Origin of the sequence: Afifella sp. H1R (assembly GCF_021462425.1) — a bacterium.
Classification (GTDB): domain Bacteria; phylum Pseudomonadota; class Alphaproteobacteria; order Rhizobiales; family Afifellaceae; genus Afifella; species Afifella aestuarii.
Genome location: NZ_JAKEDY010000001.1, coordinates 414,574 through 439,560 on the forward strand (window position 1 = coordinate 414,574; position 24,987 = coordinate 439,560).

Annotated in this window: 27 protein-coding genes; 9 read left to right on the forward strand and 18 right to left on the reverse strand. The window is 62.7% G+C overall.

The annotated features are described in order from the left end of the window. Positions 1 to 36 precede the first annotated feature (36 nt). Together L0F51_RS01910 and lgt are read right to left on the reverse strand one after the other, a co-directional pair. Entirely contained in the window at positions 37 to 1,110 is a 1,074-nt protein-coding gene (locus L0F51_RS01910) for a class I SAM-dependent methyltransferase (protein ID WP_234627709.1), read from the reverse strand. Next, complete coding sequence (gene lgt, locus L0F51_RS01915; RefSeq protein ID WP_234629304.1) at positions 1,107 to 1,943, reverse strand: prolipoprotein diacylglyceryl transferase; 837 nt, start codon at positions 1,941 to 1,943, stop codon at positions 1,107 to 1,109. The genes L0F51_RS01910 and lgt overlap by 4 nt, the downstream gene beginning before the upstream one ends. Positions 1,944 to 2,167: 224 nt before the next feature. On the opposite strand from lgt, the gene L0F51_RS01920 reads away from it, so the two are divergent. From L0F51_RS01920 to L0F51_RS01945, 6 genes are all read left to right on the forward strand, one after another. Then, on the forward strand, positions 2,168 to 2,464 hold the full coding sequence (locus L0F51_RS01920; RefSeq protein ID WP_092815223.1) for an accessory factor UbiK family protein: 297 nt from the start codon (positions 2,168 to 2,170) through the stop codon (positions 2,462 to 2,464). Positions 2,465 to 2,719: 255 nt separating this feature from the next. Beyond that, positions 2,720 to 3,220: a YbjN domain-containing protein gene (locus L0F51_RS01925; protein WP_092815220.1), complete on the forward strand. Its 501-nt coding sequence runs from the start codon at positions 2,720 to 2,722 to the stop codon at positions 3,218 to 3,220. Between the two features lie 3 nt (positions 3,221 to 3,223). Then, a complete protein-coding gene (proC, locus tag L0F51_RS01930; protein ID WP_234627710.1) occupies positions 3,224 to 4,057 on the forward strand; it encodes a pyrroline-5-carboxylate reductase in 834 nt (277 codons plus the stop codon). 99 nt (positions 4,058 to 4,156) lie between these two features. After that, complete coding sequence (locus L0F51_RS01935) at positions 4,157 to 4,855, forward strand: TetR family transcriptional regulator (RefSeq protein WP_234627711.1); 699 nt, start codon at positions 4,157 to 4,159, stop codon at positions 4,853 to 4,855. Next, positions 4,852 to 5,205 (forward strand): tRNA-binding protein, encoded by a 354-nt coding sequence (locus tag L0F51_RS01940; protein ID WP_234627712.1) that lies wholly within the window; start codon positions 4,852 to 4,854, stop codon positions 5,203 to 5,205. The genes L0F51_RS01935 and L0F51_RS01940 overlap by 4 nt, the downstream gene beginning before the upstream one ends. Positions 5,206 to 5,482: 277 nt before the next feature. Next, positions 5,483 to 5,944: a hypothetical protein gene (locus L0F51_RS01945; protein WP_234627713.1), complete on the forward strand. Its 462-nt coding sequence runs from the start codon at positions 5,483 to 5,485 to the stop codon at positions 5,942 to 5,944. Here L0F51_RS01945 and L0F51_RS01950 read toward each other — a convergent pair. From L0F51_RS01950 to L0F51_RS01960, 3 genes are all read right to left on the reverse strand, one after another. Beyond that, the gene (locus L0F51_RS01950) at positions 5,931 to 7,307 is read right to left on the reverse strand and encodes an ATP-binding protein (protein WP_370642362.1); all 1,377 of its coding nucleotides are present in this window, start codon (positions 7,305 to 7,307) and stop codon (positions 5,931 to 5,933) included. The genes L0F51_RS01945 and L0F51_RS01950 overlap by 14 nt on opposite strands. Before the next feature lie 90 nt (positions 7,308 to 7,397). Continuing rightward, a complete protein-coding gene (locus tag L0F51_RS01955; protein WP_128293807.1) occupies positions 7,398 to 8,114 on the reverse strand; it encodes a response regulator in 717 nt (238 codons plus the stop codon). Further along, positions 8,111 to 8,662, reverse strand: a complete 552-nt coding sequence (locus L0F51_RS01960; protein ID WP_234627714.1) for a MarR family winged helix-turn-helix transcriptional regulator — start codon at positions 8,660 to 8,662, stop codon at positions 8,111 to 8,113. The genes L0F51_RS01955 and L0F51_RS01960 overlap by 4 nt, the downstream gene beginning before the upstream one ends. Positions 8,663 to 8,778: 116 nt before the next feature. On the opposite strand from L0F51_RS01960, the gene L0F51_RS01965 reads away from it, so the two are divergent. Continuing rightward, positions 8,779 to 9,684: a branched-chain amino acid aminotransferase gene (locus tag L0F51_RS01965; RefSeq protein ID WP_234627715.1), complete on the forward strand. Its 906-nt coding sequence runs from the start codon at positions 8,779 to 8,781 to the stop codon at positions 9,682 to 9,684. A gap of 100 nt (positions 9,685 to 9,784) precedes the next feature. On the opposite strand, the gene L0F51_RS01970 is transcribed toward L0F51_RS01965, so the two are convergent. The 8 genes from L0F51_RS01970 to L0F51_RS02005 form a co-directional block, all read right to left on the reverse strand. Further along, complete coding sequence (locus L0F51_RS01970) at positions 9,785 to 10,252, reverse strand: molybdenum cofactor biosynthesis protein MoaE (RefSeq protein WP_234627716.1); 468 nt, start codon at positions 10,250 to 10,252, stop codon at positions 9,785 to 9,787. Between the two features lie 64 nt (positions 10,253 to 10,316). Next, positions 10,317 to 10,574, reverse strand: coding sequence for a molybdopterin converting factor subunit 1 (gene moaD / locus L0F51_RS01975; RefSeq protein ID WP_234627717.1), 258 nt, complete (start codon positions 10,572 to 10,574; stop codon positions 10,317 to 10,319). Continuing rightward, positions 10,571 to 11,170: a CDP-diacylglycerol--glycerol-3-phosphate 3-phosphatidyltransferase gene (pgsA, locus tag L0F51_RS01980; protein ID WP_234627718.1), complete on the reverse strand. Its 600-nt coding sequence runs from the start codon at positions 11,168 to 11,170 to the stop codon at positions 10,571 to 10,573. Before pgsA ends, moaD begins: the two co-directional genes overlap by 4 nt. A 112-nt stretch (positions 11,171 to 11,282) precedes the next feature. Next, a complete protein-coding gene (uvrC, locus tag L0F51_RS01985; protein ID WP_234627719.1) occupies positions 11,283 to 13,340 on the reverse strand; it encodes an excinuclease ABC subunit UvrC in 2,058 nt (685 codons plus the stop codon). 43 nt (positions 13,341 to 13,383) lie between these two features. Then, positions 13,384 to 14,373: a phosphogluconate dehydrogenase (NAD(+)-dependent, decarboxylating) gene (gene gnd, locus L0F51_RS01990; RefSeq protein WP_234627720.1), complete on the reverse strand. Its 990-nt coding sequence runs from the start codon at positions 14,371 to 14,373 to the stop codon at positions 13,384 to 13,386. Between the two features lie 34 nt (positions 14,374 to 14,407). Further along, a complete protein-coding gene (locus tag L0F51_RS01995) occupies positions 14,408 to 15,160 on the reverse strand; it encodes an SDR family oxidoreductase (RefSeq protein WP_234627721.1) in 753 nt (250 codons plus the stop codon). 3 nt (positions 15,161 to 15,163) lie between these two features. Continuing rightward, a complete protein-coding gene (locus L0F51_RS02000; protein WP_234627722.1) occupies positions 15,164 to 16,108 on the reverse strand; it encodes a calcium/sodium antiporter in 945 nt (314 codons plus the stop codon). Positions 16,109 to 16,201: 93 nt separating this feature from the next. Next, on the reverse strand, positions 16,202 to 16,975 hold the full coding sequence (locus L0F51_RS02005) for a glycosyltransferase family 2 protein (protein ID WP_234627723.1): 774 nt from the start codon (positions 16,973 to 16,975) through the stop codon (positions 16,202 to 16,204). A 243-nt stretch (positions 16,976 to 17,218) separates the two neighbouring features. On the opposite strand from L0F51_RS02005, the gene L0F51_RS02010 reads away from it, so the two are divergent. After that, entirely contained in the window at positions 17,219 to 17,851 is a 633-nt protein-coding gene (locus tag L0F51_RS02010) for an outer membrane protein (RefSeq protein WP_234627724.1), read from the forward strand. A 63-nt stretch (positions 17,852 to 17,914) separates the two neighbouring features. On the opposite strand, the gene L0F51_RS02015 is transcribed toward L0F51_RS02010, so the two are convergent. Both L0F51_RS02015 and L0F51_RS02020 read right to left on the reverse strand, forming a co-directional pair. Beyond that, positions 17,915 to 18,955 carry a DUF1176 domain-containing protein gene (locus L0F51_RS02015; protein ID WP_234627725.1) on the reverse strand — a complete coding sequence of 347 codons (1,041 nt, stop codon included), beginning with the start codon at positions 18,953 to 18,955 and terminating at the stop codon, positions 17,915 to 17,917. Positions 18,956 to 19,038: 83 nt separating this feature from the next. After that, positions 19,039 to 19,491 carry a hypothetical protein gene (locus tag L0F51_RS02020; RefSeq protein WP_128293817.1) on the reverse strand — a complete coding sequence of 151 codons (453 nt, stop codon included), beginning with the start codon at positions 19,489 to 19,491 and terminating at the stop codon, positions 19,039 to 19,041. A gap of 196 nt (positions 19,492 to 19,687) precedes the next feature. Here L0F51_RS02020 and L0F51_RS02025 point away from each other — a divergent pair, with 196 nt between their 5' ends. Beyond that, entirely contained in the window at positions 19,688 to 21,751 is a 2,064-nt protein-coding gene (locus L0F51_RS02025) for an elongation factor G (RefSeq protein WP_234627726.1), read from the forward strand. A 126-nt stretch (positions 21,752 to 21,877) separates the two neighbouring features. On the opposite strand, the gene L0F51_RS02030 is transcribed toward L0F51_RS02025, so the two are convergent. From L0F51_RS02030 to L0F51_RS02040, 3 genes are all read right to left on the reverse strand, one after another. After that, positions 21,878 to 22,768 (reverse strand): LysR family transcriptional regulator, encoded by an 891-nt coding sequence (locus L0F51_RS02030; protein ID WP_234627727.1) that lies wholly within the window; start codon positions 22,766 to 22,768, stop codon positions 21,878 to 21,880. A gap of 63 nt (positions 22,769 to 22,831) precedes the next feature. Next, positions 22,832 to 23,800: a thioredoxin-disulfide reductase gene (trxB, locus tag L0F51_RS02035; RefSeq protein ID WP_234627728.1), complete on the reverse strand. Its 969-nt coding sequence runs from the start codon at positions 23,798 to 23,800 to the stop codon at positions 22,832 to 22,834. A 184-nt stretch (positions 23,801 to 23,984) separates the two neighbouring features. Beyond that, a complete protein-coding gene (locus L0F51_RS02040) occupies positions 23,985 to 24,905 on the reverse strand; it encodes a mitochondrial fission ELM1 family protein (protein WP_234627729.1) in 921 nt (306 codons plus the stop codon). Positions 24,906 to 24,987 lie beyond the last annotated feature (82 nt).

The following is a 24,987-nucleotide window of genomic DNA, read 5'->3' on the forward strand; positions in this document are numbered from 1 at the left end:
CCGTCAGGGTGCTGTCTGCACGCGCCCATCTGAAATCTACGAAGCGGCAAAGGGTGCCGGCACGAGCCCTGGCTTGACGATCGCCAGGACCTTGAAGAGCTCTCCCATTTCCTCCGGGCCGGCGAGGCGGGTCACTTCATTGCGAAGTGCCTCCTGCTCCTCTTCGCTGCGCCCGAATCCGAGACGTCCTGCGCGTTCGACGAGCCCGAGATGCAGAAGAAATTCGCCCTGGTGCATGGGGCCGTAGACATCGGCTCCGGCCGCGAACGCGGCGTCGGACAGCGCCGAAAAATCGACGTGCGCCGTCAGATCCACCTCGCCGGGCCGTTTCAACGGATCGGCGAATTCGTGCCGGGCCACGGCCTGGAGCGTATCCCCGAAGCCCGGCTCGCCATGGCCGTAGTCGATGATGAGAGCGCCGCCGCCGTCACTTGCAAAGCGCTCCGCCAACTCGGCCACGATCGGGGCCGCAGCGGGCCGCTCTTCCCAGACATCGCCATCCTGCGGTTCGAACGGGACATTCTCCGGGCGCCCTGGTCCGAAGCCGAAAGTGAGCTCGCCCTCGGCATCGAGGCCGAGCATGCGCTCCTCCCAGCTTCCCCGCCTGAAGACGAACTGACGGATCGGCAGCGCGTCGAAAAACTCGTTGGCGACGACAAAAAGCGGACCTTGCGGCAGCGTCTGGAGGCTTTCATGCCACTCTTTGCGGCCGGCGAAGGACGCAAGGGCCGTTTCCTGTGCCTTCGCAAGGACCGGGCTCGTCTCCACGAGATGCACGGACAACTCGCTGCAGAAGTTCGGCTTGAGACGCACGACCCGCAGGATGTCGCTCATCAAGGTGCCACGGCCGGGGCCAAGCTCGACGAGATTGATGGGCTGCGGACAGCCCGCCTGTTGCCAGAGATCGATGACCCAGGCCCCGATGATCTCCCCGAACATCTGGCTCACTTCGGGGGCCGTGATGAAATCGCCCCTCGCGCCGAACGGATCGCGGGTGACGTAGTAGCCGTGTTCGGGATGGCCGAGGCAATGGCCCATCCAGCTTGCAAGCGTCATCGGTCCGTTGGTGCGGATGATGTCTTTCAGCGCATCTGAAAGTGTCCCCGTCACACCCCGTCCTCCGTCGCCTGTGGGCCCCGCCGCCATGCGTAGATGACTGCTCCGGCACCGATCAGGATCATGGGAAGCGACAAGATCATGCCCATTGTGAGGAACGCCGCGATGAAACCGAGTTGCGGGTCAGGCTGGCGGAAGAACTCGACGAAGATGCGGAACGCTCCATAAAAGATGAGGAAAACGCCGCTCGTCAGGCCGGGATAGCGCAGGCTCCTGAAATGATGCGTCAGGAGCCGCAGAATGAGGAACAGCAGGATCCCCTCCAGAGCCGCTTCGTAAAGCTGGCTTGGATGTCTCGGAACTCCGCCGCCGCCCGGAAACACCATTGCCCAGGGAACGTCCGTCGGGCGCCCGAAGAGCTCGCCGTTGATGAAATTGGCGATGCGGCCGAAGAAAAGGCCGAAGGGGACAGCGGTCGATACGACGTCGAAAAGCGACATCAACGGAAGGCCGCGTTTCCAGGAAAACGCCATCATAGCCACGATCGTGCCGATCAGACCGCCGTGGAACGACATTCCACCTTCCCACAACCGAAAGAAGGCGAGTGGCTCGTTCAAGAAGTGGCCTGGCTGGTAGAAAAACGCGTATCCGAGCCGCCCGCCGAGGATGATGCCGATGGTGATCCATAAGACGAAATCGTCGAGATCCGTGGCCGTGAGAGGCGCGCGCCCTCCCTGCCAGAGGCGCGGGTTATTTGCCTGGCGCCGCGCATACCACCAGCCGAGAAGGATGCCGACAAAATAGGCGAGACCGTACCAGCGCACGGCGAGGGGGCCGATCTCCACGGCAACGGGATCGATCTTCGGAAACGGCAGGGCCACGGGAATTCACGATGCTTCTGTTTAAAGCGCGCCGGACCCTTGCCCAGAATGGCGCTGCGGGTCAACCGGGCGCGGGCTGTGGTCGCCGCGCTCGCTCTGCCGCGACCCCACGCCCTTGTCTCTCCGCTTGCGGCGCGGCGCCGAGGTCCTATATCTCACCCTCTGTATGCCGCAGCGCCACCGAAGGAACGCCTGGCGTCAGTGCCAAACAATGCCGGAAAGGGATCCCGATGACGCAAACCTCCAATCGCCTCATGGACGAATTCGCCAAGCTGATGACGGATGCGACGGGGGTAGCGCAGGGGGTGCGGCGCGAAGCCGAAACGGCGATGCGCTCGCAGCTTGAGCGCATCATGTCGGAGCTCGATCTCATCCAGCGCGAGGAGTTCGAAACCGTTCGTGACATGGCTTTGAAGGCGCGCGCGGAGAACGAAGCCTTGCAGCAGCGTGTCGCTGCTCTCGAAGCGCGGCTTGCCGGCGATGAAGCACGGCTTGCGGCCGACGAGGAAGGGCCTCTCGCCGACTGACATTTCTCTTCCGTGCGACAACGGCCCCGGCGTCGAGTTCGGCGTCGGGCGATCGGTCGTGGAAAAGCCGTCTCCGACCGAGCTGCGGGTTTTGCGGCACGCCTTCGTTCCTATACTTGGAAACGGAAGAGATTCGTGGCGTCATTAAATCGACACGCCCACACCTAAGGCTAAAGAACTGAAGGAGCTGCTGATTCTCATCGCGTCCCATCACTTTCCGATGCCTTGCAACCTCCCAAGATGCGAGGGCCAATTATGAGCCTGCTCGATTTTCAGACCGCTGCCGCCGGAAATCTTGTCGACCTGGTGGAGCAGATCGCCACCTACCACGATTGGAGCTTTGACCGGTCCGGCGAGGACGAGATTACCGTTTCGATCGCCGGCAGCTTCTGCGACTACAATATTTCTCTGTCATGGATGGAAGAATTGGAGGCGATGCATCTTGCTGCCGCCTTCGATTTTCGTGTCAGTGAGCGCCGCAAGACCGAGATCATGCGTCTTCTGGCGCTGGTGAACGAGCAATTGTGGATCGGCCATTTCGATCTCTGGCAGGCTGAAGGCGTCATCATGTACCGGAGCGCATTGCTTCTGTCAGACGGGGCCGAGGTCAACACCGGTCAGCTTGAGGGAATCCTATCGGCTGCGGTGGAGGCTTGCGAGCGCTACTATCAGGCCTTCCAGTTTGTCATCTGGGCCGGGAAATCTCCCGAGGAGGCTCTCGGTTCGGTTCTTTTCGAGACGCTCGGAGAGGCATAGACGATGACCGCCGAAGCGGCTCTTTCTGAGACCGGGCCTATTCTCCTGATCGGAGCCGGGCGAATGGGCGGCGCGATGCTGGAGGCGTGGCTTTCCGCCGGGCTTCCGCCGGAAAGGACGATCGTCCGCGATCCGGGGCTTTCGCCTGAGAGAGCGCATGAGCTGGGCTCCCGGGGCGTCGGCATTTCGAACGGCGCTGACGAGGCCGAGAGCGCACCCCGTGTCCTGGTCCTTGCCGTCAAGCCGCAGCAGATGGACAACGTCCTGCCGGAAGCGGCGCTCTACGCAGGCGAAGAGACGCTGATTATCTCGGTTGCGGCCGGGATCGGGCTCGCCCGCCTGGCGAAAGCGTTTGAGGCATCCTCGCGCATCGTGCGGATTATGCCGAACACCCCGGCGCAGGTTGGGGCCGGCATGGCCGTGGCGGTCGGCAACGATGCCGTGACCGAGCAGGACCGCGCTCTGGTCGATGCCTTGATGCGTCCGACCGGGGAGATCGCCTGGATCGACGATGAAGGGCTGATCGATGCGGTGACGGCGGTGTCGGGCTCGGGGCCCGCTTACGTCTTCCATCTCGTCGAGGCGATGGCCGCAGCCGGTGAAGCCGCCGGGCTGCCGGCGGAGCTTTCCATGCAGCTTGCGCGCCAGACTGTCGTCGGAGGCGGGGCGCTTCTCGCCGGAAGTCCCCTCGCTGCGGAGGAGTTGCGCCGGAACGTGACCTCTCCGGGTGGCACCACCCAGGCGGCGCTCGATGTGCTGATGGCCGAGCATGGTCTGGTCGATTTGATGCGTGAGGCGATCGCCGCGGCCAAACGGCGTTCGATCGAGCTCGGCTGAGTGCGACCTGCGGCATTGTGGCGGGGTCTTGCCCCATGAGAGCGGCCTCTATCTAAGAGAGCGCCTCGCCATATTGAGGGCAGAAGGGATTTGACCACGATGGCCACTGCCAAAACCCGCGACAAGATCATCGACGCTTTGCTCGACCTCGTGGCCGAGCGCGACTGGGATGACGTGACGCTTGCCGACATCGCCGATGCGGCGGGTGTGACCTTGCAGCAATTGCGCGAGGCTTATGACGGACGCGGCGAGATTCTCGGCAGCTTTTGTCGGCGGACCGATCGGGTCGTCCTTTCCAATCTCGATCCGGACATGGCGTTCGAAAGCCGCCGCGAAAGGCTCTTCGATGTGCTGTTCTCGCGCTTTGAAGCTTTGGGCCCGCATAAGCATGCCGTTTCCGGTCTTGCCCATTCGGCGAGGCGAGACCCGCTTCTGGCCGCGGAACTGAACCGCCACCTTGTCACGTCGATGGCGTGGATGATGACGGCGGCCGGTATTTCGTCTGGCGGACCGGGCGGGCTGGTTCGGGCGCAGGGCCTGGCTTTCCTGTGGAGCCGGGTGGCGCGCACGTGGCTGACCGACGATGACCCGGGTCTTGCGCGCACGATGTCGGCGCTCGATCGTGAACTCCGCAAGGGCGAACGGGCCGTGATGCGGCTCGACCGGCTGGCGCGTTTCCTGCCGCGGCCGCCCGGAGGCCGGCGCCACACGGCGCGGCGGAGCGCGCCGGCGCCCGAAGCGGCAGCCCCGTCCGATGGCGCCCAGGCCGCCGGAGCTAACGGAGCCGACGGAGTATGAGCGATCCTGTCAGCGAGACGATCGCGTTCGACGATTTCTTGAAAGTCGATATCCGTGTCGGGCGTATCGTCGAGGCGGCCCCTTTTCCTGAAGCGCGCAAACCCGCCTACAGGCTTCTCATCGATTTCGGCGAGGAGATCGGGCAGAAAAAATCCTCCGCGCAGATCACCAAGCATTATGAACCGGCCGAACTCGTCGGGCGGCAGGTTCTTGCCGTCGTGAATTTCCCGCCGCGCCAGATCGGTCCGATGCGTTCGGAAGTTTTGACGCTCGGCGTGCCTGATACCGACGGAGAGGTCGTGCTGATCGAGCCCAATCTCGACGTGCCCGTCGGTGGGCGGCTTTTCTAAGGCCTCAGGTCTCGAGAAAACTCACGACCGACTGAATTTCTGCTAATCTTCGATCTCGGCGTCGTCAGTTGAGCGCGAGGTGACATATGAAGTCTGCAAGGTCTGGGAAAAGCGCAGGCGTTGTGGTCGTGCGCAACGCAAGAAGTGGACAGTTTGTGACGGTGCCCGGCAAAGGCGAATTGCGCGTTATTCGGCGTGATACGATTGATGCCGCTACGACAGCCGCGACTGGCCGCTTGAAAGAGATGGAGGCCTCGGGGCGCGGGAAGAAGTAGCGATGCTGGGGGGCGCTGAGCTAAAGCACAATCCGATCTTCGAGCGCTTCGTCGATAAAAATGCGCCTGATCGAGAGCTTGAGGGCATGATCGCGTATTGCCTCTACAAGCGAGCGAAACGGGAATGGGCCACCGAGCATTTTCAGAGGGCTGGTCACAAGCCAAGCGAAGAAGAGCTTGAGGCGTATATCCGGACCTGGACGCCATCCCGCATCGCAGGAGCTCTGAAAGAAGCAGAGGCTGTCATCAATGCGTTTGCCGGATCTGTCATTGAAAGCAACGAATCGCGCATTCGCGAAGACGCGCTTCGGGGCACGTTCTGGCGCTCTGTCGGAACCTCCATGTTCGCCGCTCTGCTATATACTCTGATCCTGATTGCTGTCGTTGTCGTGGCCCAGGTGGCTGGCGTCGACGTGGTATCTATTGTTTCCGGGCTGGCCGGTCAGGTCGCTACGCCGGAATAGTCACCACAGCTCTCAGTCCACCGAGCCGGCTGTCTTCCAGGACAATGTCTCCGCCATGGCTGCGGGCAATGTCGCGCGCGATCGCAAGCCCAAGTCCTGTTCCCCCGACATCGACATTGCGGGAATCATCCAGCCGGTAGAACGGGCGGAATACCGCTTCCTTATCCTCGTCGCGAATGCCCGGCCCATCGTCATCGATGGTGATTTCGAGGACCCCGTCGCGGTGGGTGGCGCTGATCTCGATGCGGTCGGCAAATTTTGCCGCGTTTGTGAGAAGGTTGGAGATGCAACGGGCAAGAGCAGTCGGGCGTACGTGGATCTCCGGCTCGCCCGAGAAGTTCAGCACGACCGTGTCGCCGCTGCGCCGTGCGTGCTCGGCAAGGGTTTCGAGGAGATCGGGCAGCACGACGGCTTCCGTCTCTTCGCCCGCGTCCCCCTTGGCGAAGGCCAGATAATCTTCGAGCATACGGCTCATCTCTTCGACGTCGTTCTGCATCGCCTGGCTCTCTTCGCCCTCCGGCAGGAGAGCGAGTTCGAGGCGGAACCGCGTCAGGATGGTCCTGAGATCATGGCTGACGCCTGACAGCATTGTCGTGCGTTGTTCGATCTGGCGTTCGATGCGCTCGCGCATGTCGAGAAACGCCTGGCTCGCCTGCCGAACCTCCCGCGCTCCTCGGGGTTTGAAGTTCTCGACGTTGCGGCCTTTGCCGAAGCTTTCGGCCGCATAGGCGAGGGCGACGATCGGCTTGATCTGGTTGCGCAGGAACAATAGCGCGATCGCCAGCAGGATGAGGGCGCTGCCGCTCATCCAGACGAGGAAGATATGCGAATTGGAGGCATAGGCGCGGCGACGCGGCGCGAAGACGCGCAGGACGACATCGTCGAGCCGAATGCGGATCTCGACGAGATCGGAATTGCCGACGGTGTCGATCCAGAAAGGGCGGCCGATCACCTGAGTGATCTGCTCCGACAAAGTGTGGTCGAGGAGAGAGAAGAACGGCTTCGGAACCGGCGGGGGCAGGGGATCCGGCGGCAAAATGGAGACGGTCAGCTGAAACGTGTCGGCCGCGAGCCGTGTGACGTCGAGATAGCCCGGCTCGTGCGGATAGCGTTCGATGACCGCGATGAGCGCGGCGATGTCGCCGGTGAGCGATTGCGACAGGCGCTCGGTGACGAGCTGCCAGTGCCGCTCCATGAAGACATAGGCGACGATTGCCTGGAGAATGACGATCGGGGTGACGACGATCAGAATGGAGCGGGCGAAGAGCCCCTTCGGCATGCGCCCCATGAGACGGTCGCCGAGCCCGCCGAACGGCCGGATGCGTTTGAGCCGCCGGCGCCACCGTCGGAGCGAGCGACGCAGACCCTGGTGATTGAGGCGCGCAAGCGTGCCGCGATCAGTGAAAACGGCCGAGACTGCACGTGTAAGGAACGGCGCTCGCGGCATCAGAAATCAGTCGACCATCAACCGGTAGCCGATGCCGCGAACCGTCTGCAGATGCACCGGGTTTGAGGGATCGGCTTCGATCTTGCGCCGCAATCGGTTGACCTGCACGTCGACGGTGCGCTCGCCACTCGCATCGGAGCTGGACAACAGCTCGTGGCGGGGCACGGTTTCGCCCGGACGGCTGGAGAAGGCCGTCAGCAATTCGCGTTCGCGGTCGGTGAGACGGATCGGTTCCAGCCCGCGCTTCAGCTCACCGCGCTCGAGATGGAACGTGAAGGGACCAAAGCGCACGAATTCGATTTCGCGCACGGGAGGCGGGCTCCCGCGTTTCAGGATATTGCTGATGCGCAGAAGAAGTTCGCGCGGCTCGAAGGGTTTGGCGAGATAATCGTCGGCACCGAGCTCGAGGCCCCGCACGCGGCTTTCGGCTTCCGAACGCGCCGTCAGCATCAGGATTGGCACGTCGTCGGTCTTGCGCAGACTTGCCACCAGATCCATGCCATTTTCGCCCGGCATCATCACATCGACGATGAGGAGATCAAAGGTCATGGCCGAGAGATGGCGTCGTGCCTCTTCGGCCGAGGCCGCGACGGTCGCGCGGTAACCGCCATTCCTCAAGAAGCGGGAGAGGAGGGAGCGGATGCGGTTGTCGTCATCGATGACGAGGAGATGGGGAGCATCGTCCGGCAGTTCCGCCGGCACCGCCTGTTCGGCGAGGGTCATGCGCTGGTTCTTTCCTCAAACACCCGTCGCGCCACGTCGCTCTGTTCCGCTTCATTGACCATATTGAGCAGAAAGTCTGCGACCGTGTCGCGTGCATCGGGCCCGAGACGAGCCAATGCTCTCTCGATTCGGCGAGATTGTGGTTCGCGCAACCGGGCAGCCAGGGCCTCGCCTTCGGAGGTGGCGAAGAGCAGCCTTTCCCGCCGATCGGTCTCGCCCGGCTGCTGCTCGATGTACCCGCCCGTGATGAGCTGCTTCAGAACCCGGCCGAGGCTCTGCTTGGTGATCTTCAGCATGTCCAAGAGGTCCGCCACGCGCATACCAGGGTGGCACGTCACGAAATGCAGCACCCGATGATGGGCCCGGCCAAACTCATAGCGCGCGAGGATCGCGTCCGGATCGGAAATAAAATCTCGATATGCGAAAAAGAGCAAAGACATTAGGTCGTCGTAGCGCTCTTTGGGAAAAATCGGCGCGATCCGTTCGCGTGAGGGCGTAATTACGTCAGCCATGTTGACATATTTTCCGTCGTTGACTACGAAGGTCAAGCCGTTTGTGTATGGTTGCTGGGGCAGGAGAGACGGTCCAAAAGAGCGTACTCTTGCCGCAGACCTTACAAGATGCGCCGCCGAAAGCAATGCAAGCTCAAGGGTAGGAGAAATCAATGGCAGGCGTTCCCTTCGATAAAATGCAAGGCAAAATCTGGCTCAATGGCGAGTTGGTCGACTGGGCCGATGCAAAGATTCATGTGCTGACGCATGGTCTTCACTACGGCAGCTGCGTATTCGAGGGTGAGCGCGCCTATGGAGGGGTAGTCTTTAAGAGCCTCCAGCACACGCAACGCCTTCACGCTTCTGCGAAGATCTTGGATTTCAAGCTGCCTTATTCGGTTGAGGAAATCGAGGAGGCGAAGGCCGAAGTTCTGCGGGTGAACAATTTCACCGACGCATATCTGCGACCCTTTGCCTGGCGCGGCAGCGAAATGATGGGTGTTTCCGCTCAGAAAAACCGGATCAACGTGGCGATCGCCGCCTGGCAATGGCCTTCTTATTTCGATCCGGAAGAGCGGCTGAAGGGCATCCGGCTCGATATCGCGAGCTATTGCCGGCCCGATCCGCGCACCGCGCCGGTCCACGCCAAGGCTGCCGGGCTTTATATGATCTGCACGATCTCCAAGCATGCGGCGGAGAGCAAAGGCTATGCCGATGCCCTGATGCTCGATTGGCGCGGGCGGGTTGCCGAATGCACGGGTGCCAACATCTTCTTCGTGAAGGACGGAGTCCTGCATACGCCGGAACCGGATTGCTTCCTCAACGGTCTCACCCGCCAGACGGTGATCGAGCTCGCCAAGGCGCGTGGTATCGACGTTCAAGTGCGGGCGATCATGCCGGAAGAGCTCGACGGTTTTTCCGAGTGCTTCATCACCGGAACGGCCGCAGAGGTGACGCCGGTCGCTGAGATCGGACCGTATCACTTCACGCCGGGCGAGATCTCGAAGACGATGTTCGAGGATTATATCGCCGCCGTGACGCCCGCTTCGGCGCCTCAGAAGGTGGCAGCCGCAGGCTGAGGCCCGCGACTATCTCATGACTTCGAAAAGGGCGCCGCGGCGCCCTTTTTGCTATCTGCGGAAAGGTTTGAGAGCCGGCCCTGAAACGTGCGTCCCGTGCTCAAGGCTTCTGCCAGCGCCCGGCCGCGGCGTCGTCCGTGGCCTTCGCCTGCACCCAATCGCCGTCCCGATCACCAACGCGTTCTTCCTTCTTCCAGAAAGGCGCACGGGTTTTGAGATAATCCATCAAGAAGGACGCGGCCTCGAACGTGGCCTGACGGTGGCTTGAGGCGGCGGCCACGAGGACGATCGGCTCGCCGGGTAAGATGCGGCCATGGCGATGGATGGCTGTAAGACCGCTCAACGGCCATCGCGCGGCGGCTTCTTCGGCGATGCGGCCGATCTCAGCCTCCGCCATGCCGGGATAATGCTCCAGCGTGAGCGCGGCGAGCGTTCCGCCTTCGTCGCGACAATAACCGGTGAAGGTGACGAGCGCGCCGACATCGCTCCGCCCTTGCGTGAGCCGCTTGCTTTCCTCTTCGATATCAAAGGATTGCGGCTGGATCCGGATTCGAATTGTGCAGGACATGAATCACTTTCTCAGCCTTCGCCGCACTCCCGCAGATCGTGCGGTGACTGCAAGAAGGGCGGCGTCAGCCGCCGGTCATCGGCGGGAAGAAAGCCACTTCTTTGGCGCCTGCGAGTGCTGCGTCATGCTCCACATGCTCGTGATCGATCGCGGCGCGGATGATGTCCGGCTCGGCGAACGCGGCCGCATAGCCTTCATCCTTGTTGGCGAGCCAGCTGATCAAATCGCCGACCGTCGTGACGTCGCCCGGCACGTCGAGACTTTCTCCAGGGCTTCCGATGCGCTCACGCACCCAAGCGAAATAGCGCAGTTCGAGGCTCATTCGTCCACCAGATGCTTCAGGCCTGCTCGGAAATAATCATAGCCAGTGTAGAGCGTCACGATCGCCGCAAGCCAGAAGAAGGCGAGGCCGAGATCGATGATGATGCCGCTTTTGGCGCCCTGAATCGCCGGCGCGATCAAAAGCGCGGCGATTGCGAAGAGCTGCATCGTCGTCTTCCATTTCGCGAGCTTGGTGACAGGCACGCTCACGCGCAATTCGGCCAGGAATTCGCGCAGGCCGGAAACGAGGATTTCACGCATCAGGATGATGATTGCCGCCCAGATCGTCCAGCCGGCGAGCATCCCGTCCGCCACCAGAATGAGGATCGCCACGGCGACCAGAAGCTTGTCGGCGATCGGGTCGAGCATGCGGCCGAGGGCGGATTGCTGTTCCCAGATGCGGGCGAGATAGCCATCGAAATAGTCCGTGACGGAAGCCGCCACGAAAATGACGAAGGCGATCCAGGGGCCGAACTCGGGGATGAAGAAGGCGCCAAGCAGCGGTGCCGCCGCGATCCGACCATAGGTCAGAACGTTCGGTATCGTGAAAGCCTGGATGTGCGGGGTGCGGGCCGCGTTCTGTGCTTCCATGCTCATGCCTCAGCTTGTTCCTTGCCCGCTCGCAGTGTCAACGGTCTCAATAGCAGTGCCTGACAAAACTTTTGTAATTGTCACGCGGATTGTTAGCCAAGACCGGTGCCATTTTGTCTCAGCCGCCGTGTTCGTGGAAATGGTCGTAAATGGCTTCGGCCATCTGTTCCGAGATTCCCTCGACATCCATCAGGTCTTCCACGCCAGCCCGGCTGACGGCGCGGGCCGTGCCGAAATGCCGGAGAAGCGCCCGTTTTCGCGAAGGACCGATCCCCGAAATCTCGTCGAGTGGATTGGCGGCCATTGCCTTTTTTCTGCGGGCGCGGTGCGAACCGATCGCGAAGCGGTGTGCCTCGTCACGCAGACGCTGAATGAAATAGAGGACTGGGTCGCGATGGGGGAGCATGAAGGGAGCTTTTCCCGCCATGAAAAAGGTCTCGCGCCCCGCTTCGCGGTCGCGGCCCTTGGCGATGCTGACCACCGGCTGATCGTCGATCCCGAGCTCCTTCAGAACGGCGAGTGTTGCGGAAAGCTGTCCCTTGCCGCCGTCGATGACGATGAGATCCGGCCAGGCGGGTATCGCGTCGCTCTGTGCTTCGCTGCCATCCTCGGTCGTTTGCTCCTCCTGCGGCGTGCGCGGACCGGCTTCCTTGAGGAGCCGTGAAAAGCGCCGTGTCAGCACCTCCCGCATCATGCCGAAATCGTCCCCAGGCGTGATCTCTTCGGAGCGGATGTTGAACTTGCGATAATGCGGTTTGGAAAAGCCCTCGGGACCGGCGACGATCATACCGCCGACGGCATTCGTGCCCTGGATATGGCTGTTGTCGTAGACTTCGACGCGTCTCGGAGGAGAGGGGAGGCCAAACGCCTCGCCGAGCCCCTGCAACAGGCGCGCCTGGCTCGAGGTCTCCGCCAGTCGTCGCCCCAAGGCTTCGCGCGCGTTTGTCAGCGCATGCTCGACGAGCTCGCGTTTCTCTCCCCGCTGCGGAACATGGACCTGGATGCGGTGCCCGGCGCGCTCGCTGAGCGCCTCGGAAAGCAGCGCGCGTTCCTCGAACTCCTCCGAGGCGAGAACGAGTTTCGGGACCGGTTTGTCGTCATAGAACTGCGCCAGAAAAGCCTGGAGAATCTGGGGCGCATCCATCGTCTTGTCGGCTTTTGGGAAATAGGCGCGATTGCCCCAATTCTGCCCGGTGCGGAAGAAGAACACCTGAACGCAGGCCATGCCGCCCTCCTGATGGATGGCGAAGACATCGGCCTCTTCGACACTCTGAGGATTGACGCCCTGGTGGGACTGGACATGCGACAGCGCCGCCAGCCGGTCGCGGTAAACCGCGGCCTGCTCGAAGTCGAAGCGAGACGAGGCGGCCTCCATCTCCTGGGCGAGCTCCGTGCGCACAGCCTGGCTGCGGCCGGAGAGGAAGGCGCGGGCCTCCTCGACGAGCTTCGCATAATCCTCGACCGAGATTTCCCCGGTGCAGGGGGCCGAGCAGCGCTTGATTTGATAGAGGAGGCAGGGGCGGGTTCTGCTCTCGTAGACGGAATCGGAACAGGAGCGAATGAGAAACGCCTTCTGCAAGGCATTGATCGTGCGCCCGACCGCGCCGGCCGAGGCGAACGGTCCGTAATAATCGCCCGCGCGTTTGCGCGCCCCGCGATGCTTCACGATCATGGGCGCTTCATGATCGCCGGTGATCAGGATGTAGGGGAACGACTTGTCGTCCCGCAGGAGAACGTTAAAGCGCGGCCGCAAACGCTTGATGAGATTCGCTTCCAGGAGAAGCGCCTCGGTCTCCGTGCGGGTGCGCACGAAATCCATCGCCGCCGTGGCGCGGATCATGCGCGCGATGCGGTTGTTCTGGCCGCCGAGCCGTGTGTACGAGACGACGCGCTTCTTGAGGCTCCGCGCTTTGCCGACATAGAGCACCTGACCGTGCTCGTTGATCATGCGGTAGACACCGGGTGCGTTGGGCAGGGTTTTGACGGCAGCCGCAATCACGTCCGCACCGGGCTCGGCCCGTGGCAGTTCCTCAAACGCAATACCGGAAACCGGCTCCGCCGCAGGCGCACGAGCCGCGTCGGAGGCCGTGGCGGCGTCTTCGGATGAGACGGAATCGGCCGGGTCCGCTGTCTGCGCGACCTCGGGCTCCCGACCGTTGCTGATATCCTCACTCATATGTCGTCCAAGATAGGCGCTCGTCAGCGTTTGGGCACCCGCCTCACGCCCTTTCGCTCTTGCTCCCGCCCTCGATATGCCCGCCGAACTCAGCCCGGAGAGCCGAAAGCAGCTTGTCGGAAAAAGTGCTTTCGCGTCTGGAACGGTAGCGCGCGAAGAGGGCCGAGGCGATGGTGGCAGCCGACACCTCTTCCTCGACGGCGGCCTCCAATGTCCAGCGGGCCTCGCCGGAATCGGCGACATGTCCACGGAACGATTCAAGCGCCTGGTCCTTGGCGAGTGCTGCGGCCGAAAGATCGAGGAGCCATGAGCGGATCACCGAACCGCGGCGCCACACCTCGGCAATGTCCGCGCAATCGAGGTCGAAACGCTCGTCTTCCGGACGCGCGGCTGTCCCGGCATTGCGCAGGATATCGAAGCCTTCCGCGTAAGCCTGCATCAGCCCGTATTCGATGCCGTTGTGGATCATCTTGACGAAATGTCCGGAGCCGGCCGGCCCGCAATGCATGTAACCCTGGGCGGGCCGCGGATCGCGCCCGTCCCGGCCGGGTGTCTCCGGGAGATCGCCGATGCCGGGTGCGAGCGCCGCGAAGATCGGATCGAGGCGCGTAACCTCTGCTTCCGGACCGCCGATCATCATGCAGAAGCCTTCGCGCTCTCCCCAGATGCCTCCGGAAACACCGACGTCGAGATAGGCGATGCCCTTCGGCTCCAAAAAGGCGCGTCGTGCCACGTCGTCCTTATAATACGAGTTTCCGCCATCGATGATGCAGTCGCCAGGGGAGAGGATATCGGCAAGCGCGCGGATCGTGCTTTCCGTCGCCTCGCCATGCGGGAGCATGACCCAGACGGCGCGGGGTGGTGTGAGCTGGGTAACGTCCTTCAGGTCTGCAAGCGGGCGCGCGCCCTCGCCGGCGAGCGCATCGATCGCACTTTGGTTGCGGTCGAAGACGAAGGGTGTGTGTCCGGAGGCCATCAGGCGTCGGGAGAGACCGGCGCCCATGCGGCCGAGACCAATCATCGCTATGTCCATCGAGTTCTCCTTTTGCCGCGGGGAGGGCGGCTGTTCACGTGAGGTGCTGGCCACTGTCCAGGGCAATGAACTGGCCCGTCAAAGAGCGCGTCTGCCACAAATAGCGGATGGTGCGGCCGAAATCGGCGAGGTCGACCGAACGCCCGAGAAGCGTTTCCTGTGCGATTTCGCGCTCGAAGCCCGCCTCGCCCTCGTGCGGATTGGGCAATGTGGGGCCGGGGCCGATCGCGTTCACCCGAACGCGTGGGGCGAGCGCCTGGGCAAGCGTTTGCGTTGCCGTCCACAGCGCGGATTTGGAAATCGTATAGGAGACGAACTCGGCGTCTGGCTTCAAAACCCGCTGGTCGACGATGTTGACGACGAGGCCTTCGACGTCATGCGGCAGGAGCCGGGCGAAATCGCGTGCGAGGAGGACGGGAGCTCTGAGATTGATCGCGAGCTGTTTGTCCCAAACCTCCGCGTTCAGGCTCTCGGCGTCGTCATTCCAAAAGACCGAGGCATTGTTGACGAGGAGCGTGACCGGCCCGAGGGCGCCGGTGACGCTGGGAAGGAGGTCTTCTGCGGCTTTGCTGTCGGCGAGATCTGCCGCGAACACGGCCGCCTCTCCGCCGGCATCGCGGATGCCCTGAGCCACGTCCTCCGCTTCGTTCTTGGAGGTGTTGCAGTGAATGGCGACCCGCCATCCGCGCAGGGCCAGATCTTCCGCGATCGCGCGGCCGATGCGTCGTCCTCCGCCGGTGACGAGAGCGGTGCGCTGCGAGGGATCTGAAGAGGATCGAGCAAACATGGCTCAGGCGCCGGGAAGGGCGACGGCGCCCCAGATGAGGCCTCCGTAAAAGAGAACGAGGATGAGCCCGCCCAGGCGGCCGATCGGCCAACGCATGCCAAGGAACGGGACCAGGACGAGCGCTGCTGCAACCATCGCCCAGAATTCATAGTGCAGGAAATCCGGAGGCACGACCAAAGGCACGGCGCTCGCGGTGACGCCGAGGATGAAGAGGATATTGAAGATGTTGGAGCCGATGGCGTTGCCGAGGGTCATGTCGGAATGACCGCGCCAGGCGGCCATGATTCCGGCGGCGAGTTCCGGCAGCGAGGTGCCGACGGCAACCACTGTGACGCCGATGACGGTCTCTGAAAGGCCGAGCATCTCCGCAAGCCCGATGGCTCCCTCGACGACGAAGTCCGCCGCGAACGGAAGAGCGGCAAGGCCGCCGATCGCCATCAACGCGGCGAGCGCGGGAGAGAGGTTGGTGCGGAGCTCTTCGATCTCCTCCTGCTGGCGCCGGGAATCTCGGGTCACGAGGATCTGGGCGACGAAGAAGGCGATAAAGCAGAGAAGGAGAATTCCGCCGTCGAGCCGGCTCAAAGTTCCGTCCCAGCACAATGCGATGAGGAGAATGGTGGCCGCGACCATGACGGAGAAATTCCGCTTCAGTCCCGTCGCGTTCACGGCCGTTGCGAAGATCAGAGAGGGAAGGCCGAGACACAGGAGGATGTTGGCTATGTTTGATCCGACCACATTGCCGATGGCGATGCCGCCGGAGCCGGCAAGCCCCGCCTGCAAGGACACCACCAATTCGGGTGCCGAGGTGCCGAGCGCGATGATCGTGAGGCCGACGACGAGAGGCGGGACGCGGAATCGTTCGGCCAAGGAGACACTGCCTCGCACCAAAATGTCGGCGGCGATCATGAGGAAGATGAGGCCGGCGATGAGGGTGAGGAGGCTCGACATGGGCGGCGGGATCCGATCCGTTGGGCTGCAGCGCCCCATATAGGCGGGTATTTCTCGCTCAACAGCCCCGTCGTCGTGCGCGACGCCGCCCCGTCAGGAGGAGGAGAGCTTCTGACGGGCCTCCAGAAAGCGGCGAATGCGGCGCTGTTTCGCCGCCGCGATTTCGTGCGAATAGCGCGCGCCCAAAACGCCGCCCGTCCAATGACGACGGAAAATGAAGTACTTAGCAAATTGCATCGGATATTCGGTGAGAAGCCTGAGCCTCAAAACGAGGGGCGAGCGGCGCCCGGCCTTCTCGATCGTCTGCAGATCGGAATAACCGTCGAGCTTGGCGCGAATATGCGCAAACGAGCGGAACGAAAAATGCCAGACGGCCCCTGGCACGAGCCCCGAGGGCAGACCATGGTCGACGACGCGGTCGTCGGTGAGGCTCGGCGAATACCGCGCGACGCGCCTGTCGTAGAGACGAACCGGGCTGACGAAGTCGGCAAAAAGCCGCGGATGGTGATGACGCGGATAAATCGTGACGATGCGGATGCGATAGAGGCTGAGCGGAGGTTCGCCCTCGGCGAACAAGGCGCTGATGCCGCCGACGACTTCCGGCTGAGGAACCTCGTCGGCGTCGAGGTTGAGAAGCCAGTCGTAGCGGCATTGCTCTTCGGCAAAACGCTTCTGGGGGCCGAAGCCCTGCCAGTCGTGATGCACGACGCGCGCGCCGAGGCGTCGCGCCAGCTCCTGCGTGCCGTCGGTGGAGCCGGAATCGACGACGACGATGTCGTCGGTCAGGCCGCGGACGGCCGCGAGCGTCTCGCCGAGGCGGTCGGCTTCGTTGCGGGTGATGATGAAAATGGAGAGAGGAACGGTCACTTGCGGCTTGTGCGAATTGTCACAGATTGAGGTGGAAGAGGCTCTATTGCAGGGAATCACCGGCGTAGGTGTGGCAGCTGAGACACGTTAACTCTTGATCACGGAATTGTTCAGGTTTCACCCTTTTTTCGGCCGGCGGTGATCACAATCTAAGGCTAGCTCCGAACGAACGCCGGCTGTAAGATTTCATCGGAACGTCTTCCGGCCTCAAGCGTTAAGGTTGTCGGAGAAGTGGAGGTTATCGTGCGCACACCACTGGTTCTCGCTGCTGCTTTCGGTCTGGTGGCATCGTCTGCGCTGGCTGCCGATCTGCCGGCGCCCGAAACCTATACCTCTGAGCCTCCGATGGTCACCTCGACCGGTCCGAACGATTGGTCCGGCTTTTATCTCGGCGCCATGCTCGGCTATTCCACGGGCGAGAGCGATACGAGCGGCGGGAACGTCGATGTCGACGGTGTCGATGGTGGGATTTATGCCGGCTATCAGCGCCAGTTCGATCAGTTCGTGGTCGGCGTGGAAGCGGATGCGCTCGCCTCTGGCCTCGACGGCAACGACAACGGCATCTCTGTCGAGCAGAACTGGAGCGGCTCACTGCGCGGTCGCGCCGGCATCGCGCTCGATCGCTTCCTTCTCTACACGACGGGGGGTGTCGCCCTGAGCGACGTCAAGGCGAAGTCCGGTGGCGTGAGCGACAGCGATACGCGCGTCGGTTGGACACTCGGTGCAGGTGCGGAAGCCGCGATCACCAAAAATCTGACGGCGGGTGTCGAGTACCGCTACACGGATTACGAGGACAAGACCTTCAGCCTGACGGGGCCGACCCCGGTCGATCTCGATACGCATTCGGTCCGCGCCCGCGTCGGCTACAAGTTCTAGGGCCTCTTGGGCGCGGGGCCTGCGTCCCAGACCAAAAGATACGCGATGAATGTAAGCCCGGCCTCAGGTCGGGCTTTTTTGTGGCTGTTTGCCGTGCTCGTAGATGACGGGCCAGTCGGCCGGCAAACGGCCCCGGCATTCCTCTTCGGCGGCATAGCGGTCGAGCCGGAAGGCATAATCCAGGAAGGTGAAATCGGCTTGCGTGCCGCAATCGCCGACGCCGCGTCCAAGCGCGGTCGCTGAAAGGTGGTCGCCGTCAAGAGCGACATTGAACAAGAGATCGGTCCCGCTCCAGCCATAGGCCTCCGACCATTGCGGGAAATAGAGTGTCTGAAGGCCGCCGATCTCTCCGGTCTCGCGGAGATAGATTCGATAGGTGACATTGTAGGCCGCGACGACGCAGGGAATGGCATAGACGATGGCCGTATCGCTGACCCGCGAGATGAGCGGCGGAATATCCCGCATCAGCTCACTGTCGAGCGCTTCGCACGCGCTGGATTGTTGGTGTCGCTCCAGAACGACCGCCGGGATGGCGGAGGCTTCGATCGACAAGGTCTCGATATCCGTCGCCGTCTGTGCGTCCACCGCATCCTGATCGGGGGCGGACGCGAGACGCTCTTCCCCCACGATGCCCATCTGTTCCTCTGCCCACAGCAAGGAGGCGGAGAGGCCCGAAAGAGAGAAAAGCTGGCGGCGCGGTTCGCCGGTGACGTCGATATATTCCACGATGAGCTGCGTTCCGTCCTGCAGGCCGCCCATCAAAGCGGCCCGCAGACGATCGTTGCCGCGGACGAAACTCCGTCCGGCCTCGCCGGTAAAACTCCAGTCCGATCGAGCCTGCAGCACGGTCTTGTCGCCGTCGATCAAAAGGGTCAGAGGGCGGTTGGGATCAGGCAGCGGGTCGGAGAAGTCGAAGCGAATGTACCAGCCGGCGGCCCCTTTGCTTCGATCAAGGGCGAATTGCGTGGAGGGCCCCTTCACTTGGGCGCTGCAACCGGCGTCAGGAGAACACGTCACCGACCAATCGCGAAAACTGTTCGTCTCCTGCGCAAGAGCGGGAGAAACGACGAGCAGGGGGAGGGCGAGAAGGCTGAGGCCGCGCATACACCACCTCCAGCGGCCTCATTGGCCCCGGGTTGGACATCAGATAAGCAGATACCGCCCAAATGGTCGGCCGCAGACGTGACTTACCGCATCGTCCTGCAATCGGCGTCATAGACCCGCCAGGGGTCGAGGCCGAGAACGCAGAAATCGATACCGCGGCCGAGCGAGGCAAAGCCCATATTCTCTTGAACGATGTAATAGACCGGGCGCACGGTTCCGTCGCTCATGAGCGCGCGCGCCTCGCAACGGTCGTTCATGATCCGGCCCGGAGCCGTGCCATCCGTGTAACGCAGGCGGGGCTCGACGACGCTGTCGATCAAAAGACCGCGATGCCAGGTGTTTTTCTCCGCCCAGGCGAAGCGTTCGACGATCCGATTGAGAACGCCCGGCTCGTCGCAGCTCGTCGGCTGTGCGGGTGCCACGGCATAAACCCCCGCATCGTAGCCACGCGCGAGATCGGCGGCGTAGGCCTGCGGCTGAGCGAGACATGCCGCGAGGACGGCTCCAAGACCCAAAACCAGCCTATTCATGCGCATTCCGTCCTCCGCTTTTGCGCGACCATGCGCGGGGGAGCCCCGCGAATCAAGCATGCCAGGAAGAATAGCTCGGACGTGTTGCAGACTTGCAAAAAGCCGCGTCCGCTGAGACGATCTGTGGCTACCGTAACCTACGCGCAACGCGCTAGAAATCGGTTGTGATGGAGTTTTCAATTTCAGGGAAAGGAGCGGCGAAATGAGCGGCAGAGACGCAGGAGGTGCGAGGCGCGAGGGGCCGCGATGCATCGCCATCGTTGGCCCCTTCGCGAGCGGTAAGACCAGCCTCTTTGAGGAGATCCTTTTCCGAACCGGCGCGATCCCCAAAGTTGGGGCGGTGGCCTCCGGGAACACCGTCGGTGATGCCTCGCCGGAAGCGCGCGAGCACGCGATGAGCGTCGAGCTCAACACGGCCACGACCACCTTCATGGATGAAACCTATTGTTTCATCGACTGCCCGGGCTCCGTTGAATTCGCTTACGAATCCGACCCGGTTCTCGCCTGCGTCGACGCGGCGATCGTGGTCGCCGAGCCCGACGACAAGAAGATTCCTGCGCTCCAGGTGGTGATGAAGCATCTGGAAGAGCGCAACGTGCCGCGGCTCTTGTTCTTCAACAAGATCGATCGCGCTTCGGGCGGCGTGCGTGACGCACTTGAACTCTTGCAGCCGGTCTCGTCCGTGCCGCTCGTCCTGCGCCAGCTGCCGATCTGGAAGGATGGCATTGCGGTCGGGTTCGTCGACCTCGCGCTCGATCGGGCTTTCCTCTACCGCGAGCACGCGCCGAGCGAAGTCGTCGATATGGCGGAGATGGAACGCATGGAGAGCGAAGAAGCGCGCTTCTCCATGTTGGAATCGCTCGCCGATCACGACGACGCGCTGATGGAACAGCTTCTGGAAGACATTCAGCCGCCCCGCGACGACGTTTTTGCCGATCTCGTCAAAGAGATGCGCGCGAGCGAAATCGTTCCCGTCTTCCTCGGCTCGGCCGCGAATGGCAATGGCATCATGCGCCTCTTGAAGGCGCTGCGCCACGAGGCTCCCGACGTCACCGACACCCGCGCCCGTCTCGGTCTTGAAGACGCAGCCGGGCCGCTCGTGCAGGTGATGAAGACCATTCATACCAGCCATGGCGGCAAGCTTTCCTTAAGCCGGGTTCTTGCCGGATCGGTGGAAGACGCCGCCGAACTCGACAATGCGGCCGGCCCAGCAGGCAAAGTCTCAGGCATCTACGATCTCGTCGGACAGAAGACGGCAAAGCGTGGGACCGCCAAGGCCGGCGACACCGTCGCTCTCGGCAAGCTCGACGGGGCTGTGACCGGCGATACGCTGTCGGCCAAAGGGGCGTCGGTTCCCATGATCGCCGTGCCGAAGCCCCCGCAGCCGGTGCTGCACAAAGTCGTGCGGCCGAGTGAACGCAAGGATGACGTGAAGCTGTCGGCCGCTCTTGCCAAGCTCGTCGACGAAGATCCCTCTCTTGCCGTCGAGCACCGTCAGGAAACAGGCGAGACGGTCGTGAGCGGGCAGGGGGAAATGCACCTGCGCGTCGCGCTCGAACGGCTTGCGAGCAAGAACGGCCTGTCGATCGAGACCTCTGTTGCGACCGTACCCTATCGCGAGACCATCAAGGGCTCGGTGACGCAGCGTGGCCGCCACAAGAAGCAGTCGGGCGGACATGGTCAGTTCGGCGACATCGTGGTCGACATCAAGCCGCTGCCGCGCGGCTCCGGATTCGTCTTCAACGAGACGATCTCCGGCGGCGTGGTTCCGCGTCAGTATTTCTCCGCGGTCGAAGCCGGCGCAAGAGAAGCGCTCGAAAGCGGCCCGCTTGGCGGGTTTCCTGTCGTGGACGTCAGCGTCACTCTCACTGACGGCTCCTATCACTCCGTCGATTCGTCCGAGCAGGCATTCAAAATGGCGGCACTCCTCGCCATGCGGGAAGGCTTGCCGCAATGTCAGCCGGTCATCCTGGAGCCCGTTCTGAAGGTCGAGGTCACTGTGCCGAGTGATGCGACGCCAAAGGTGAACGCCATCGTCTCCGGTCGGCGCGGCCAGCTCCTCGGTTTCGACGGCAAGCCGGATTGGGAGGGCTGGGACGTGATCTCGGCACTCATTCCGGAAGCCGAGATTGCCGATCTCATCATCGAGCTGCGTTCGGCCACGCAAGGCGTCGGCACGTTCACCTCAAGCTTCGATCATCTGGCCGAGGTGCATGGGCGGCTTTCCGACGACATTCTGAAAGCAGCCTCGAAAGAGGCGGCGTAGCCTCTCGAAGTTCTGTTCCAACTGGCGCGGCCGAAAGGCCGCGCTTTTCATATGCGAAGAGAGTGACGCGGCAAGGCGTCACGAAGACGACCTCAGGCCACGCTCATTGCGGATGCGGCGTTCGGCTCAATAATGCCAGCGGCGCGCCATGGCGATGAGGAAATCCCGGAAAACCTGGACGCGGGCAGAGTTCCTGAGCTCTTCCGCGTAAACGAAATAGGTGTCGAACGCCGGCACTTCCGCTTCCGGCAGAATGGCCACCAGCGGCGACTGCTCGTTGACGAGGTAGTCGGGAAGCATGGCGATGCCGAGCCCCTTTTCGATGGCACGCCGGATCGCCACGACATTGTTGATCGCCATGATTGGAGTGCGCGGCTCGCCGCTTTCGCGGCCGCTGCTCATCAGCAGATTCATGTCGCGGAGATAGGCCGGGGCATTCTCGCCATAGACGATGATGCGGTGTTCATCGAGCTCGGCCACGCTCTTCGGCTGTCCGAAACGCTGAAGATAATCGGGCGAAGCGTAGACGTGGAAGTGCACCGTGAACAGCTTGCGCTGAATGAGATCGGGCTGGGTGGGCGCACGCAGCCGGATCGCCACATCGGCCTCACGCATCGACAGGTCGAGCTCGTCATCGTCGAGCACGACTTGCAGATTGATCTGCGGGTAAAGGTCGATGAATTCGTTGAGACGCGACGCGAGCCAGCTGGAACCGAGCCCGACGGTGGTCGTGACTTTGAGCGCGCCTGACGGCTGCCCCTTGGAATCTGCCAGTTCTGCCCGGGTTTGTTCGAGCTTCACCAGCACTTCGCGCGCTGTGCGCACGAGGAGTTCGCCCTGCTCCGTCAGGATGAGGCCGCGGGCGTGGCGGTGGAAGAGGGGAACCCCGAGCTCTGATTCCAGTGCGCTCACCTGTCGGCTGACGGCCGACTGGCTCATGTTGAGCGAATCGCCGGCATGGGTAAACGACCCGGCTTCTGCCGCCGCGTGGAAGATCCGCAGCTTATCCCAATCCATCACACCCCCTTCAGGGTCCCTGCGCCCCTGAGGTCTTGAACATTGCGCATCGAGACAGGTGGCCTACTCGGCCGCCTCCTGCCTTGCTTCCAGCGCGAAGAGGTATTTCTCCGCCTCCAGAGCGGCCATGCAGCCCTGGCCGGCCGCGGTCACCGCCTGCCGGAAAACGTCGTCGGTCACGTCACCCGCCGCAAAAACCCCGGGGATATCCGTCGCCGTCGAATCGGGCGCGGTCCACAGATAGCCGTTCGGCTTCAGGCGAAGCTGGTCTTTGAAAAGAGACACGGCCGGTGCGTGACCAATGGCAATGAAGATGCCGTCGACCGCGACTTCCGAGATCGCGCCGCTCCGGACATTGCGAATTTTTGCCCCGTTCACCGCCGGCGGAAAGCCGCCCTGGCCCAGCACTTCCTCGATGGCGGAGTCCCACATCACACGGACATTGTCTCGGGTGAGGAGACGGTCCTGCAGGATCCGCTCGGCGCGAAGCGCGTCGCGGCGGTGCACGAGCGTGACGTGGCGGGCGAGGTGGGACAGATAGAGCGCTTCCTCGACGGCGGTATTGCCGCCACCGACGACGAGAACGTCCTTGTCTTTGTAGAAGAAGCCGTCGCAGGTGGCACAGGCCGATACGCCGAAACCCTTGAAGCGTTCCTCCGACGGCAGGCCGAGCCAGCGTGCCTGCGCACCCGTGGCGATGACGACGGCATCCGCCGTCCAGACGTCGCCGCTGTCGAGGGTCAGTCGAAAAGGCCGGGTGGTAAGCTCGGCCGAGACGACGATATCGCTGACGATTCGGGTTCCGACATTCTCCGCCTGGCTGCGCATCTGCTCCATCAGCCATGGGCCTTGGATCGGCTCCGCAAAGCCCGGATAGTTCTCCACCTCAGTGGTGATTGTGAGCTGTCCGCCGGGCTCCATCCCGGCGACCAGGACAGGCTCGAGGAGAGCCCGCGCCGCGTAGACGGCTGCCGTATAGCCGGCGGGACCTGATCCGATGATCAAGAGCTTGGCATGGTTGGCCGTTGACATGGTCGCACCCATCGCAGGTTGGTCTGTCCAGATAGGCGGCAACTTCACAAAGGGCAAGCGAGCATGCCCCTCCGTCACCAGGTTTCGGCCGAAGGCGGGTTGTTTGGTGCGTCGCGTGCAACCCAAGCGCTGTTTTCGGCGCATTCTGGCAAGTCCACCGCTCCTGTCGGAGGGCGTACGACCGTCAGCTCAAAAGGCGCTCGCGGACGACATCGGCCGCATAGGTGGTGGCATCGACGGTTCCGGCGCCCTGGAACTCCAGATCCACCCCTTCGGGGCCGGTCAGAGAAACCAGGCCGCGGGTGTCGAGATTGGCTGCGAATTCGTCATGACGACGCGATCGGCCGTTGAGTGGCAGGAGATTGACCGGATGCCCGCTTGCGACCGCTTCTGACACCATCGAAACGGAATCGGCGGTGACGAGCAGGCGATCGGCAAGTGCGAGAAGCCCAAAATATGGATTGTCGCCACTCCCATCCCACTGCCAGTACCAGGGTTCGGCCTGAAATTCCGAAGCGAGAGCTTGCTTGACCCGGTTTTCCGTTCGCCGCGACGGCGTCACCACGATACGTGCGCCGGTGGCTTCGTGAACACCGCGGATGATCGCCTTGAGGCGTGTGAGAAAGGCCTCGCTCATCCAGTAGTGACGTGTCGGCCCCCCGAGAACGACGCCGACGAGGCTGTTTTCCGAACCGCGAAGACGCGGACCCCAAAGGGCGGCTGCCTCGTCGAGTTTATCCCTGGTTACGCGATGCAGCGCCGTATCGACATTGACCACGTTCTCACCGGCAAGGTGATCGTGGCGCATCGAAATAACGAGATCGAAATGGTGCACGGGCGTCAGGGGATTTTGAATATGCACCGTCCGTGTGCTGCCTTCTGAGGCGCTGTGGATCGCGATCGAGGCCGCAGTGGAACGGCGTCCGCAGCTGATCAGGAGATCCGGCCAGGGCGGCGTGAGAAGATCACGCGAAGGATCGAGCCCGGCCAGCGCCGCGGGACACAAATGCCCTGGAAGCCAAGACCAGGGCTGACGCAGCCTGATCGTCTTCTCCTCAAACGGCACGCCCAATCGTTCTGCCAATCCGAGGGCCTGGCTACGCATTCCGGCCTCGCCGGTCGTCAACACCCAACAGCGGGGCTTGGGCGGATTTACGGGATGCGGAACCATGATCTGACGAGGGCCG